This is a genomic window from uncultured Anaerovibrio sp. (assembly GCA_902786545.1).
In the GTDB taxonomy this organism is placed as follows: domain Bacteria; phylum Bacillota; class Negativicutes; order Selenomonadales; family Selenomonadaceae; genus Anaerovibrio.
The window spans coordinates 93,196-107,207 of sequence record CADACU010000001.1 but is presented as its reverse complement, the minus strand read 5'-3'; the positions used below and the strand labels follow the sequence as shown (position 1 = coordinate 107,207).

General features: G+C 46.1%; 13 protein-coding genes. All 13 read left to right on the top strand.

Annotated features, from left to right (window positions below; all coding sequences use genetic code 11):
- Positions 1-199 precede the first annotated feature (199 nt).
- Positions 200-1,225, top strand: coding sequence for a rod shape-determining protein (locus QZV24_RS00515; protein ID WP_294518582.1), 1,026 nt, complete (start codon positions 200-202; stop codon positions 1,223-1,225).
- A gap of 29 nt (positions 1,226-1,254) precedes the next feature.
- On the top strand, positions 1,255-2,061 hold the full coding sequence (gene flgF / locus QZV24_RS00510) for a flagellar basal-body rod protein FlgF (RefSeq protein ID WP_294518579.1): 807 nt from the start codon (positions 1,255-1,257) through the stop codon (positions 2,059-2,061).
- Between the two features lie 113 nt (positions 2,062-2,174).
- The gene (gene flgG / locus QZV24_RS00505; protein WP_290656010.1) at positions 2,175-2,966 is read left to right on the top strand and encodes a flagellar basal-body rod protein FlgG; all 792 of its coding nucleotides are present in this window, start codon (positions 2,175-2,177) and stop codon (positions 2,964-2,966) included.
- Positions 2,966-3,712: a flagellar basal body P-ring formation chaperone FlgA gene (flgA, locus tag QZV24_RS00500; RefSeq protein WP_294518576.1), complete on the top strand. Its 747-nt coding sequence runs from the start codon at positions 2,966-2,968 to the stop codon at positions 3,710-3,712. Before flgG ends, flgA begins: the two co-directional genes overlap by 1 nt.
- 84 nt (positions 3,713-3,796) lie before the next feature.
- Complete coding sequence (locus tag QZV24_RS00495; protein ID WP_294518600.1) at positions 3,797-4,339, top strand: flagellar basal body L-ring protein FlgH; 543 nt, start codon at positions 3,797-3,799, stop codon at positions 4,337-4,339.
- 14 nt (positions 4,340-4,353) lie between these two features.
- Positions 4,354-5,472: a flagellar basal body P-ring protein FlgI gene (locus tag QZV24_RS00490; RefSeq protein ID WP_294518574.1), complete on the top strand. Its 1,119-nt coding sequence runs from the start codon at positions 4,354-4,356 to the stop codon at positions 5,470-5,472.
- Positions 5,473-5,485: 13 nt separating this feature from the next.
- Positions 5,486-5,971: a rod-binding protein gene (locus QZV24_RS00485; RefSeq protein WP_294518571.1), complete on the top strand. Its 486-nt coding sequence runs from the start codon at positions 5,486-5,488 to the stop codon at positions 5,969-5,971.
- Positions 5,972-6,027: 56 nt separating this feature from the next.
- On the top strand, positions 6,028-7,494 hold the full coding sequence (locus QZV24_RS00480; protein WP_294518568.1) for a phosphodiester glycosidase family protein: 1,467 nt from the start codon (positions 6,028-6,030) through the stop codon (positions 7,492-7,494).
- Between the two features lie 131 nt (positions 7,495-7,625).
- Positions 7,626-9,674, top strand: coding sequence for a SpoIVB peptidase S55 domain-containing protein (locus QZV24_RS00475; protein WP_294518566.1), 2,049 nt, complete (start codon positions 7,626-7,628; stop codon positions 9,672-9,674).
- A gap of 55 nt (positions 9,675-9,729) precedes the next feature.
- Positions 9,730-10,500 carry an ABC transporter permease gene (locus QZV24_RS00470; protein ID WP_290656000.1) on the top strand — a complete coding sequence of 257 codons (771 nt, stop codon included), beginning with the start codon at positions 9,730-9,732 and terminating at the stop codon, positions 10,498-10,500.
- 12 nt (positions 10,501-10,512) lie between these two features.
- Positions 10,513-11,259: an ABC transporter ATP-binding protein gene (locus tag QZV24_RS00465; RefSeq protein ID WP_294518561.1), complete on the top strand. Its 747-nt coding sequence runs from the start codon at positions 10,513-10,515 to the stop codon at positions 11,257-11,259.
- On the top strand, positions 11,256-12,536 hold the full coding sequence (locus QZV24_RS00460) for an MlaD family protein (RefSeq protein WP_294518559.1): 1,281 nt from the start codon (positions 11,256-11,258) through the stop codon (positions 12,534-12,536). Before QZV24_RS00465 ends, QZV24_RS00460 begins: the two co-directional genes overlap by 4 nt.
- A gap of 56 nt (positions 12,537-12,592) precedes the next feature.
- Positions 12,593-13,951, top strand: a complete 1,359-nt coding sequence (locus tag QZV24_RS00455) for a TolC family protein (protein WP_294518556.1) — start codon at positions 12,593-12,595, stop codon at positions 13,949-13,951.
- The last annotated feature ends 61 nt before the right edge of the window (positions 13,952-14,012 follow it).

Sequence of the window (14,012 nt, the reverse complement as noted above, 5' to 3'; positions counted from 1 at the left end):
ACTACAACAGCTGGCGAGCATATCTCCCAGCTCGTTGAAACGCTAATTGGAAGATTTTTCTTCTAAAGAAGAAAAATTTGAACAATGGCGTTATAAATTTTGATTGTAAACTTCGCCTATTTATTATATAGTTATAGTGTATCGGTATAAATGGGTGTACTATGCCATTATACTAATTATTAGGAAGGAAGATGTATTGATGTTTGGCATGTCAATGGATATTGGCGTTGATTTGGGAACGGCTAATGTTTTGATTTATATCAAGGGTAAGGGAGTTGTGTTGCGCGAGCCATCTGTTGTGGCAGTGGACCGGGATACCAACAAGGTTCTGGCAGTAGGTGAAGATGCCAGACAAATGATTGGCCGTACACCGGGTAATATTGTAGCAATTCGCCCTCTGCGAGATGGCGTAATATGCGATTATGATGTTACAGAAGCAATGCTGAGATATTTCATTGAGAAAGTCATAGGTCATAGTTTTGTATTCAGACCACGCATAATGATTTGCGTACCATCCGGGGTAACCATGGTAGAGCAACGGGCCGTACAGGAAGCCGCCGAACAGGCTGGGGCGAGAAAAACATTCCTGATAGAAGAGCCTTTGGCAGCAGCTTTAGGCGCTGGCTTGGATATTGCCGATGCCTGCGGTTCCATGGTGGTGGATATTGGCGGTGGAACCACTGATGTCGCCGTAATCAGTTTGGGTGGTATCGTTATCAGTGACAGCCTGAAGGTCGCTGGTGATGCCTTTGATGAAGCCATTATAGATTATGTGAAGTCTACATTTAGCCTGATGATTGGTGAGCGGACTGCCGAAGATATCAAGGTGAATGTGGGAGCTGCTTATGTGGGGGCCAGAAATGGCAAAATGGAAGTCAAGGGTCGGAACCTGTTGTCCGGCTTGCCGAAGGTAGTGGAGATTACTACCGATCAGGTGGCTGAGGCTTTGGCCGGTCCAGTAAGCAAAATTGTTGACTGCGTTAAAAAGGTTTTGGAGGAATGTCCACCAGAACTGGCGGCTGATATCATGGATCGGGGGATTGTTTTCACCGGTGGTGGCGCAATGCTGTATGGCCTGGATGAGCTTTTGCACCGGGAAACCCAAATTCCAATCGGTTTAGCGGATGATGCGCTTTCCTGTGTGGTTCTTGGCACAGGAAAGGCTTTGGATAATATTGATAAATTGGATGATAAGAAATCTATGTCCTTTTTCGGGAAGAAGTAATAATAACCCGATGTGAGAGGGGGATGCATATGTGGCGCGGACTTTATACAGCGGCTACAGGAATGATTACGGAGTCATACCGTACTGATGTTATTGCAAACAATCTGGCAAATGCCAACACTACATCCTACAAGCGGGATGACGCGGTAAGTAGTGATTTTGAGCCTATGCTTATGCATAGAATAGATGATTTGTCCAGAAGAGACCGGGATGTTACTACATTCAAAGGATTTTCCCTGTACAATAACGCCCCGGTAATTGGTGAGCTGGGCATGGGGTCAAAGGTGGATGAAATCGCCACAGATTTCTCCCAGGGAGCTTTCCAGACCACAGGCAATCCATTGGATTTGGCCATTATGGGGGATGGATATTTTATGGTGAATACCCCGCAGGGCCAGCGTTACACCAGGGACGGTAATTTTTACCGTGCGGCCAACGGTCGGCTGGTGAATGTCAACGGTTATAATGTGCTGGATGACCGCGGCAGACCAATCGTTATTCCAGATGAAGCGGCCAGTATTATAGTTGGTCCGAATGGGAATGTAACGGCCGATGGCAATCCAGTAGCTCAAATAGGCCTGTTTACCTTTGAAGGGGGTAATCGGGTAATGTTTAAGCAGGGGAACAATTTGTTCCGCCCTAATGGCAACCCTCGGCGGTTAAATGCAACTGGGGAAATTCAGCAGGGCATATTGGAACGGTCCAATACCAATGTGGTATCGGAAATGGTAAATATGATTGCCAATTACCGGGCCTATGAGGCTAATTCCAAGGCTGTGGTGACTCAGGACAGCATGTTGGAAAAGTCCGTTTCTGAAGTTGGCCGGAATATGTAATTGACTGGTAACTTTTTTAATGAAGTTTTAATGGGGTTATTAAGATAATCAAAGGTTTTGATGATCATAATATATTGAAGTGATTATTATATTACAGATAGGAGACTTGCCTTATGATGAGATCACTTTGGTCTGCGGCTTCCGGCATGAAGGGGCAGCAGAAACAGATGGATGTTGTTGCACACAATCTGGCCAATGTTAATACAACTGGTGCCAAGGCCCAGCGGGCTGAATTCCAGGATTTGGTTTATCAGAATTTGCGGGCTGCCGGGGCAGAAAGTGGCGATGGTACCCAGTATCCAACGCCATTGCAGATTGGTCTTGGTTCGAGATTGACTGCAACTAACCGCATTTTTGTTCAGGGAAATGTTCAAACCACTGATAATCCTACTGATATAGCGATTGAGGGCGATGGTTTCTTCCAGATTCTTTTGCCGGATGGTACTACTGCTTACACCAGAGATGGCTCTTTTAAGATTGACGCCAACCGCAATCTGGTAACTACAGATGGCTATCCACTGACTGATAATATTCAGTTGGATGCCAATGCGCCAAGTGATACTATCACTATTTCCTCCACTGGTGTGGTATCAGATACCCCGGCCGGTGGTACATCTAATGTGGTGGGACAGATTGTTTTGGCCAGATTTTTAAATCCGGCTGGTCTTACTGCTGTGGGGAAAAATCTTTTCATTGAGTCAGCATCCTCCGGTGACCCTATTCCGAATAATCCGGGGGTGGACGGAACCGGAACCTTGATACAGAGTGCTCTGGAAATGTCCAGCGTGCAGATTGTGGATGAAATGGTAAATATGATTGTGGCTCAGCGTGCATATGAGTCCAATTCCAAGGCCATTACCACTTCGGACTCTATGCTGGGAATTGCCAATGAGTTAAAACGCTGATGAGACGGCTGATTGAAGTACTGATAGCTGTATTTTTGATGTTACCATGGGCTGTTTCCGAAGGAGCAGCGGTAACAGTGCAGCCTACTGAGCAACTGCCACAGGTGGTGGTTCGGGAAAATTTCATTCAGCAGGCTACCAAGTGTATCGAAGACGCTTTGGCAGAGGCTGGTGAAACCAGGCGGCATACTATTGACCCTGTGATTGTGCCAGCTGGCTTAAGATTGCCGGAAGGGAATATTTCGTATGCTTCGAATATTCCGGCAGGAATACGGTTTGCCAAAGGGACCCAGGTTAATCTTGATGTCCTGGTAAATGGCAAAAAATATACTACAGTTCGCTGTTCTATGCGAATCCGGGTATATGACCAGATGGTAACGGCTGCCAAGCAGCTGCGGCAGGAGCAGGTGATTACAGCCAGTGATGTTAAGCTGGAGGAACGGGAAGATACCGGAGCCAACTGGCGATATTTCACTGATGTAAATGAGGTAATCGGCAAGGTACCGACCAAAAGTATTGGCCAGGGGCATATTTTAAATAGTAACATTATTCAGTATCCGATATGTATCAGACATGGTACCAAGGTGATGATAAATGCCAATGTAAATGGTATTTTGGTAAGTACTGAAGGTATTGCCATGGAAAATGGCCGAAAGGACCGGTATATTTCCGTGAAGAATGCTGTTTCGGGCAAGATACTGAGAGCTAAGGTTATTGATGAAAACAATGTTGAGGTAGCGGCGTAGAAGAAACTGCTTTGTTTTAGAAAGTGGGGGAGCTTTATGCGTTATATTATTACAGTTGCCATGGCGGCAATAATGTTTATTCAAATGGGAATAACAAGTCCACAAACAGCTGGAGCGGTTAGCCTGTGGGGCGATGGCTACAGAAATATTTTCACGGACCGGAAGGCCTCCCAGGTAGGGGATATTTTGACTATCCTTATCAGTGAAACGGCCAGCACTTCGACCACCAAATCTTCATCCAACTCCAAGTCCGGCTCCCAAACGCTGAATGCCGGAACGGGAATTTTTGGTTTTTTGGCGGCAGCCAGCGCCAGCGGCTCGGATGAGTTTAAGGCCGATGGCAGTGCTACCAATACCAACCGGGCCAGTGGTACTGTAACGGTAACGGTTAAGGAAGTAATGCCAAATGGCAACCTTATTGTTGAGGGGACACAGTCTATTTGGAATAATAAGAATGAACATAAGATTACCTTGGAGGGAATGGTTCGTCCGGAGGATATAAGCTACCGAAATACGATTCCATCCAGCAAGGTGGCAGATGCTACTCTGAAGTTTGATGGCAAGGGTCCGTTGAATGCCAAACAGAGACAAGGTATTCTTACTCAGATTTTCAATATTCTGTTCTAATTGGGGGACTAATGATGAAGAGCATTGCAAAGATTATAACACTGGTGGTTTGTTTGTGTATGCTGACCTCCGGTGTGGTGTTTGCGGCGAATTCCAGCACCAGAATAAAGGATATAGCCAAGGTGCAGGGCGTGCGCTCCAACCAGCTGGTGGGCTATGGCCTGGTGGTTGGTCTGAATGGCACCGGTGATTCCAATAAAATGACTCAGACCATGCAGTCCATTGGTAATATGATGCAGGCCTTTGGTGTCACAATTGATACCAGCAGCCTGAAACCAAAGAATGTGGCCGCGGTTATTGTAACAGCCACATTACCACCATTTGTTCGTGAGGGTGATACTATTGATATTACTGTGTCTTCCATTGGTGATGCCACCAGTATTCAGGGGGGGACACTGATACAGACGCCGTTAAAAGCGGCTAACGGCAATGTATATGCCGTAGCGCAGGGGGCAGTATCTACCGGCGGCTTTGTAGCCGGTCGGGGTGGTAATGGTACGGCCCAAAAGAATTTTCCTACTGTGGGAACAACGCCAAATGGGGCAATTGTGGAGCAGACGGTAGAGGATGACTTGGCGGCGATTAACAATAACTTATCCTTGTCCCTTTCCAAGGCGGACTTCACTACTGCCAGTCGAATAGCTGATGCCATCAACCGTCAGTATGGAAATGTGGCCAAGGCCGCTAATCCTGGCCGGGTTGATGTGATAGTACCAGCTTATTATCGGGGCGATGTGGTAAGCTTTGTAGCCAGTCTGGAGGAAATATATGTAACTCCGGATAATATCGCCAAGGTAGTTGTCAATGAGCGTACCGGTACCATCGTCATGGGCGGAGATGTTTCTGTTGACAGCATAGCCATTACTCAGGGTGGTCTAAGTGTGCGAATTTCCAAGGAGACGGAAGTGGAGCAGCCACAGCCGTTCAGTTTAGGTCGCACGGTTGTTACCAAAGAAGAAACTACCGAGGTGGATGAGGCAACGGCAAATTCCATCGTACTGCCAGCTACGGCCAATGTTAATGATATTGTTGGTGCGTTAAACTCTGTGGGAGCAACTCCAAGGGATATTATTTCTATTTTGCAGGCCATCAAGGCTGCCGGAGCTCTCCACGCTGATCTGGAAATTATCTAAGCAGGTGATTGATATGCAGATTGATAATATAAACAGTAATTGGATAATGGCCCAGCAGGCGGCTAATACAGGTACAAAGGCTGTGTCCGATGCGGAAAATTTTGTCGGGCAGCTGCAGCGGGCTTCGGAAGCTTTGGAAGCAACCAAGGATATTCAGAAACACAATGGGGTCAAGGCTATGAAGGATAAAACGGCCATGACACCGGAGGAGTTGGCCTACGATAAGAAGCTGCGGGAGGCCTGTCAGGGCTTTGAGGCAATGTTTCTCAATATGATGTATCGTGAGATGCGCAATACGGTGCCGGAGAATACTTTGTTTGGTGATTCCAATGCAGACAAGATTTTGCATGATATGTTAGATACAGAAATGGTAAATAATATGGCGGCAGCCGGTGGTGTTGGGCTGGCGGATGTATTATATAAGCAGCTGACGCTGGAGGATAAGGCCCGGCATGATATGTCGGCTCGGGCAATGCAGCCGAAGGTGGCTAAAGAATAAATGATTGGCTGTCTTCCCCCTACGGGGAAGACAGCTATTTATATGGGAGTGCGGTTATGAATTTGAAAAAAATGTTGGCTGCTGCGTTGGCGGTAGCCGTTTCGATAAATATAACAGTATTTGCTGATGTGGCTTATGGTGCTGCCCAGTCTTCGGCTAAGCCGACTGTAGCGGCAACGAAGCCTGAAACAAAGCCAATCGGTGGAACGGAACTAAAAAATATTCGTATTGGTGGGGACGGAAATCAGACCCGCATTGTAATGGATCTTTCCGGTGCAAAAAAATATAATTATGGCTTTGAAAATAACAATACCCGGCTGGTAATAAATATTGATGGGGTAAGTACGGCCATGAAGGCAGCCCCGGATACCAAGCGTGGGGCCATTAAAGATTTGATTCTGGCCACCTATGGGGACACGGTACAGCTGATTGTGGATTTGAAGGTACCAGTGCCAGCCAAGGTATATTCTCTTCAAAATCCTGATCGTATAGTAATAGACATAACCAATAAATACGAAGCAGAATCCCTTAATAAAGTGGATGATGGACTGCTGCAGGGGAAGTATGTACGATTTGATAGTCGGGGGATGTTTACGGCGTATATGCTGGATGTTGATCCGACCAAATTCGATATAAAAATGGTACTGCCATGGGGGACGGTGTCCTCCGGCTGGGGAAAGCTGTCTACTGTTGTAGAAAATTGTAATGCCGTAGCGGGGATAAATGGTGGTTATTTCGATTGGAGCGATAAATTCCTGGTTGGCAATATACGGCTGAATGGTGTAACTGCCGGTATGGTGGCCGAGAATCGTACCGGTTTGATTAAGCGGTCAGATGGAAGCTATGATATTGGTCCGGCGCAATATTCCGGCACAGTGGAGATAAATGGCAAGGGAATTTCCTTTTGGGGAGTCAATGCCCCTCGTGGAAAGGATGCCATAGTGTTATACAATGGATTGTATGGCAGTCGTACCGGGACCAATGAGTTTGGTAAGGAATATGTAATACGCCGTGGCAGGGTTCAGGCCATCAATCAGGGTAACAGTGAAATACCGCCTGATGGTTTTGTGGTATCGGTACATGGCCAGTCCCAGGCTTATTTTAATGGTGTAAAGGTCGGCGATGCAGCCATAATTACAGAAAGCCTCGGTGACGGCATAGGGGCCAAAGATGATTTTTATGGTGCCGGACCACAATTAGTGGCCAATGGAGTGGTTAGCGTGACTTCCCAAGCTGAACATATTGCCAATGATATAGCCAATGGCCGTGCTCCAAGAACAGCGGTAGGGATTAAATCAGATGGTCATATTCTGCTTATGGTGGCGGATGGGCGACAGAGCCATAGTATTGGTGCCAGTCTAGTGGAAATGGGTCAGCTGATGGTAAAATATGGAGCGGTAAAAGCTGTGAATTATGATGGTGGTGGATCAAGTGAGATGGTGGTAAATAATCGCATTGTCAACCGGCCATCGGACGGCAACGAACGAAGCATAGGAAACGCTCTGCTGGTATTTAAAAAATAAAGAAGTGAAATGGTTATATTTAACCTTCGACGAAACGCAAATATGTGTATTTTTCCATTAAAATGGAAAAATTTGAACAACGGCGTTATAATATAATTGTTGAGCTGTATTCTGTAGGATAAGGTGAGATTGTGAAGAAATTTATAGATAGATTAAAGTTGAAGAAAAAGCTGCTGGGAATTTGTATGGGCATCAGTTTGATGGCCAGTTCAGTGGCTTTTGCTGCGTTGCCGGAAATTATTCACATTGATGAAATTCAAAATGGAATGACTGGCAAAGGTTATACTGTCATTGATTCCAGCGGAGAAATCCGTTCCTTTGATGTGAAGGTTACTGGCCGTATGGGAGGCGGAAAACTGGAATCTCCCCGTATCCTTATAGATGTATCCGGACCGCTGATTGAGGAAACCGGCGGGGCTATTTCCGGTATGAGTGGTAGTCCGATTTATATCAATGGAAAATTAGCAGGGGCCTTATCCGCCAGCATCAAAGAAATGCATATTGATAAGGGAATTATGGTGACCCCGATTGATAATATGCTGAAGCTTTGGGAGTATCCTGACAAGAAGAATAAGACATCCCTGCCACAGCTGGATTTAAAGAAGAGCCGGGAAGAAGCGGAGGCCGCCAGAAAAGATTTTGAAAAAAAAGTAAGGGAAATAAAGATTGCCTTAAATGAAATGAATCCGGAGAATTTTCCGGAGATACATAATCCAAATTTGGCTGATAACCTTCGTAAAACATGGAATAATCCTAATTTGGCCGATAATCTGCGGGACGATTACATACCGCCACAGGAAGATGAATCCGGCGATGAAGCGGTAGAGTCGGTGGAACAGCCTTCAGCTGATACTGAAGTTGAGGAGAAGGCGGTGCTTTTGACTACAGGCTTCAGCCAGCGGGGGATTGGCCTGTTGCAGGAGAGGCTGGAGCAGAAGGGCTTTAAAATTAAGGACGCCGGAGAGTGGAACGCTTTTGCTGGCCCGCATACAGTTGATTATAACGCTAAATTGGAACCGGGTAGTGCCGTGGGAGTGGCTGCGGCAGTAGGCGACTACAGCATTGGTGCCATTGGCACGGTGACGGCAGTGGATGATAAACGGGTAGTGGCTTTTGGCCATCCTTTTTCCCATCGGGGTAATGTTAATTATTTTATGACCGGCTCAGATGTAATTTCGACGGTTCATGGGCCACTCAGCGGTATGAAGCTGGGGAATAATTCTTCCCTGATCGGGCGTATCAACCAGGATCGGGAAGATGGTATTGCCGGTATCTTGGGTGTGTTTCCCCAGATTGTACCAGTTAATGTGACCATAAATGATGTGGATTTGGCGAAATCAATTACCTATAATTCAATGCTGGCCTTTGATGAGGAATTGATACCGGCGCTGTCCACGGCGATGGTATATGATGCTTTGGGCAAGACTGTAAATCGGGGAATAAGCGGTACAGCCAAGGTCCATTTTGCAGTGCATACCAATATGGCTGAGGATGGACTGGTGGACCGGAGTAATATGTTTTACAGTGGCTCTGATGTGGGCAAGGTTGCCATCAGTGAAATCACGGAAATAATGAATACCATCTGTAACAACAAGGATCGTGAGTCAGATATCTACGATATAAAAGTAGATGTGTTCATTGAGGATAAGCGTATGACGGCATCACTTTTGTCAGCGGTACCGTCCAAGAGTGAGGTACTCCCGGGAGAAAGCATTACTTTTACGACTACTATCAAGCCGTACCGGGGGGACAAGGTTGTGCTGGAAGTCCCGTATACGGTACCAAAGACTCAGTTGCCTGGTACTTTAAATCTGGACCTGCATGGTGGCGGATTAGTAAATGTTGCTAAATTGCTCCTGTCGCAGCAGGGGGGCGATGCCAGTCTGGAAGAGGATAAATCAGTTAAAACTGAGGATATTATCAAGGATATGGTGGATTCCAGCCACAATAATGATATTGTGATTGAACCGGCTGTGGCGGCACCTATGACTGAAGCCCAGCAGAAGGAAGCCATTAAGCAGGCAATTAAACAGGCCAAGCAGGCTGAGAAAGAAGCCAAGATGGGCAAACGACCAGGAAAACAGGATAAGGCTGTGGAACCGGTAGTCAAATTTGCCACAGACTATATTATTGACAATGTAATTCATACTTCTCTGCGGGTGCTGGATAAGAAAAATTAAAATGGATTTGCACGAATCAAGTTATGCAGGGCGACTATGGGCGGAGGCTTAATAAATGTTTGTCAGGTTACTTGAATTTATTGGTGCTTCAGTTTTGGAGCTGTTATATTTTGTCGGTGATGTTACTTTGCTATTTATTGAAGCGATAAAGCAGCTGCCGGTGAAAATTCGTTTTAGGCATGTGTTAAATCAGATGTCTCATTTGGGTGTGGACACTTTGCCGATTGTTTCTTTGACAATGACCTTTACTGGTATGGTTATGACTTTGCAGATTGCCCATGAATTCATTAAAATGGGGGCTGAATCTACTGTTGGCGGTATTTTGGCTATTGCCATCGGCCGCGAATTGGGCCCGGTACTGGTGGGAGTTGTGGCGGCTGGCCGGGTTGGCTCCGCTATGACGGCGGAAATCAGTACCATGAAGGTAACGGAACAGATTGATGCTTTGCGGGTCATGGGGACAAATCCCACTGGGTATTTGGTAGTACCGCGAATGTTGGCATGTATGATGATGGTACCTATACTGACGGTATATGGTGATATGATTGGCGTGCTGGGTGGTTGGCTGGTAGCCAAATATTATTCCGGTATCTCCACTTATGTGTTTATAAATTCTATTAGTACTTATACTGATTTGAATGATATGACAGGCGGTCTGATAAAAGCTGTGGTATTTGGTGGAGTTATCGCTATTTTGGGCTGTTATTACGGTATGAAAGCGCCGGAAGGCGCCGAAGGGGTAGGCAAAGCTACCACTAAATCCGTAGTAAGTGCCATAGTGGTGATCTTTATGGTAAATGTGCTGTTGTCCATGATAATTTATTGATGGTGAAGTATTATGATAAAGCTGGAAAATCTTTGTAAATCCTACAATGATAAGGTGGTTTTGAATAATATAAATCTGGAGATCGCTGATGGCGAAACCTTGGCAATAATCGGTGGTTCCGGTTCTGGTAAAAGCACCTTGCTTCGTCTTATGGTCGGCCTGATTAAACCAACTAGTGGACATATTTGGCTGGAGGGGAAGGATTTGGCGGTCATGAACGAAAAGGAGCTGGATGAAATCAGGCTTCATATGGGAATGGTTTTCCAGTATTCGGCCTTGTTTGATTCCATGACGGTTGGGGACAATGTAGCCTTTGGCCTGCGGGAGCACACGGATTACAGCGAAAAGGAAATTAGTGCTATAGTAAAGGAAAAACTGGAGGTTGTAGGCCTGCCGGGGACAGAAGCTATGATGCCTGACGAGCTGTCAGGTGGTATGAAAAAGCGGGTCAGCCTGGCCCGGGCTATTGCCTTTGGTCCGGAAATAATTTTTTATGATGAGCCCAGCTCAGGGCTGGACCCAATAATGACAGATAAGATTGACGATTTGATAATTTCTACTCAGAAACGGCTAGGGGTAACCTCCGTGGTGGTAACTCACGATATGGCCAGTGCTGTAAAAACTGCTGACCGGATTGCTATGGTCCATGAGGGTGAGCTGATTGCTGTGGATACGGTAGATAATTTCCGGCGAATCAATGAGCCGAGAGTTAGAGCTTTTCTTAGAGAGTTGTACATAGATGAGGGGGTGCAGAAATGAAAACAGAGGTTAAAGTTGGGGCCTTTACCCTGGGCGGTATTGCCATGGTGATGGCGGTATTCGTTTTTCTCACCAATTTCAGTTTTGGTGGCAGTAAAAGCTATGATTTATATGTAAATTTTGAACAGGCCATCGGGCTGATGCCGGGGGATAGTGTGGCCTATGCCGGAGTGTCAGTGGGGCGTGTGGATGCAATTACGCCAAATGGTTCCGGTGTGCTGGTAGCGGTCAAGATAAACAATGATGTACAAGTCCCCCGAAAATCGACATTTACCGTTACTTCCAACGGGGTAATGGGTTCCAAGTTTGTTAATATTCAGCCGGATAAGGACTGCGATATGTCAGATTGCTATCGTCCCGGTGAATATATCGAGGGGGCCGGTGAGACCGGTTTGGACAATGTTATGGCAGGGGTCAGTCAGGCATTGAAGGATGTTCACATGCTATTGGCGTCCATGAATGAGATTATGGGCAATGATGAAACCAAACAGGCCTTAAAGGATATTTCCCTTAATATTCGTGAGGTAACAGCCAATGTCAATGTATTGACGGCTACCCTGGCTGATGTAACGGTGGAGAGTCAGGAGGATATACGCAATGTGGCCAGAAATCTTAATGTTATGACCAGTAGCTTGGTGCGGGCCTCCAACGGAGTCGAAGCGATGGTGAATACCTTTAGCGGTGATGGCCAGACAGCTGAAAATTTAAAGCAGGCCATCAGTAATCTGTCGGAGTCCAGCCGGAGAATAAATAATATGGCTGCATCCTTGGAGGGGGTAGTAACCGATCCGAAGGTTGCGGCAGATTTAAAGAATATTTTGCACAACACCAGTCGCCTGACAGAAAAGGCGGACAGTATGATGTCAAAAGTGGCAGGTATAAAGGTAAATGCTGGCGTGGAAACTATGTACAGCGGTAAGCGTCGGGATTGGATAACGGATTTTGATATTAAGATAAGTGGTGGTGGCAATAGCTTTGGCAAGATTGGCATTACCGACATCGGTGAAGGAAATCGCCTGGATCTCCAGGGAGGAATGCGGTCCGGAGCCTTTGGCGGACGGGCTGGCATAATTGAAGGCAAGGCCGGGTTGGGGCTTGATTTGTTCGGTGGCAGCAAGCTGCAGCTCTCTGTAGATGCCTTTGATCCAAATGAGTTTAAACTGAAATCCAGACTACAGTACGAAATAGCCAAGGACACCTATTTGTTTACCCAGGTCAACGATATAAACAAACGGGATCGTCGGGCAACCTATTTTGGCCTTAGAAGAAATTTTTAATTCACTTTTTTTTCATAAATTTATAGTATGATAAACAATGAGGAGGTCTTACACCGATGAAAACATATAGATTTAAAAAGTTATCAGCCATGGTTTGTGCCGGTCTTATGTCTTTATCCGTTGCTTCGATGGCGATGGCGGCCGAAAGCATGGATGTAAACATTGAAGATTGCGTACAGATGGCTTTAAATAATAACCATACCATAAAGAGTGCACTGGCCGACTATGATGCTGCCGTATGGAAACGCCATGAGGCGCGTCGTACCGCAGGTCCGACCCTTAACTGGACCAGTGCAGCCCGTCGGATAGGTGGAGCGGCACCTAATGATGCGAATGTGAATGCTTTGTATTCAAATACTGTGGCAGTTAGTATGCCAATTTATACAGGTGGACAGCTGGAGGCGTCCATGCGAGCCGCTGATTTGGGGCTTGATGCCAGTGAAATAGCCATTGAAGCCACAAAACAGTCTATTAAGGCCAAGACACAGGCCGCTTATTTTAAAGCGTTGAATTGCCGAAATCAGATAAAGGTTTCTCAGGAGTCAGTAAACACTATTGAGGAGCATTTGAAGAATGTTAATGCACAGTATAGTGTAGGGACTGTGGCCAAGACGGATGTTTTGGCTTCCCAGGTGCAACTGTCCAATGCCCAGCTGGGCCTGGTTTCTGCCAAAAATAATTATAATGTGGCCATTGCTGCCTTGAACAATGTGATTGGCCAGCCAGCGGACACCAATCTCAACCTGAAGGATGAGCTGGATTATAATCCTTATGAGATTTCTTTGGATTCCTGCACCCAGTATGCCCGTGATAATCGTCCGGATATTTTGGCAGCAGATTATAAGGTGAAAATTGCCAAGGCACAGGAAGATATTGCTGGTGCCGGCAACAAGCCAAAAGTCAATGCGGAAGTGTCCAGAAGCTTTGCCGGTGAAAAGCCATTTGGCAGTGATACTAAGCAGACTGATTTTTATTATACCCAGAATACATGGTATATGGGGCTGGGAATGAGCTGGAATATTTTTGATAATAATGTTACCCAGGCTAAGGTGAAGCAGTCTGAAGCAGCTACGCTCAAAGCAGAGGAGAATGCCCAGAGCCTGCGGGAAAACAGCGATCTGGAGGTACGGACAGCTTATCTTAATTTGAATGCGGCGGCTCAAAGCATTGATACAGCGAAAGTTGCTGTGGAAAAAGCCAAAGAAGATTATAAGATTGCTCAGGTGAGATATACGGCTGGTGTGGGTACCAACCTGGATGTTATGGATGCTGAGAGCAAACTGACCACAGCCCAGAGCAATTACTACAATGCCCTTTATCAGTACAACAGCAGTAAGGCTGATTTGGATCGGGCAATGGGTATAATGGTGGATTTGGATGTGAACAAATTCAAGGCAGAGCCGAAGAAAAACTAATCTAATTTTTATATAGTTTCCCCGTGCGTGTGGTATACTGTAGGGGAGCGAAACAAGAGAA

Excerpts from the sequence above, each read along its gene's own strand:
- QZV24_RS00485 (WP_294518571.1), top strand. The coding sequence starts at position 5,486 with ATGCAGATTGATAATATAAACAGTAATTGGATAATGGCCCAGCAGGCG.
- QZV24_RS00455 (WP_294518556.1), top strand. The coding sequence starts at position 12,593 with ATGAAAACATATAGATTTAAAAAGTTATCAGCCATGGTTTGTGCCGGT.
- QZV24_RS00515 (WP_294518582.1), top strand. The coding sequence starts at position 200 with ATGTTTGGCATGTCAATGGATATTGGCGTTGATTTGGGAACGGCTAAT.
- QZV24_RS00495 (WP_294518600.1), top strand. The coding sequence starts at position 3,797 with ATGGGAATAACAAGTCCACAAACAGCTGGAGCGGTTAGCCTGTGGGGC.
- flgF (WP_294518579.1), top strand. The coding sequence starts at position 1,255 with ATGTGGCGCGGACTTTATACAGCGGCTACAGGAATGATTACGGAGTCA.
- flgA (WP_294518576.1), top strand. The coding sequence starts at position 2,966 with ATGAGACGGCTGATTGAAGTACTGATAGCTGTATTTTTGATGTTACCA.
- QZV24_RS00480 (WP_294518568.1), top strand. The coding sequence starts at position 6,028 with ATGAATTTGAAAAAAATGTTGGCTGCTGCGTTGGCGGTAGCCGTTTCG.
- QZV24_RS00465 (WP_294518561.1), top strand. The coding sequence starts at position 10,513 with ATGATAAAGCTGGAAAATCTTTGTAAATCCTACAATGATAAGGTGGTT.
- flgG (WP_290656010.1), top strand. The coding sequence starts at position 2,175 with ATGATGAGATCACTTTGGTCTGCGGCTTCCGGCATGAAGGGGCAGCAG.
- QZV24_RS00460 (WP_294518559.1), top strand. The coding sequence starts at position 11,256 with ATGAAAACAGAGGTTAAAGTTGGGGCCTTTACCCTGGGCGGTATTGCC.
- QZV24_RS00490 (WP_294518574.1), top strand. The coding sequence starts at position 4,354 with ATGAAGAGCATTGCAAAGATTATAACACTGGTGGTTTGTTTGTGTATG.
- QZV24_RS00470 (WP_290656000.1), top strand. The coding sequence starts at position 9,730 with ATGTTTGTCAGGTTACTTGAATTTATTGGTGCTTCAGTTTTGGAGCTG.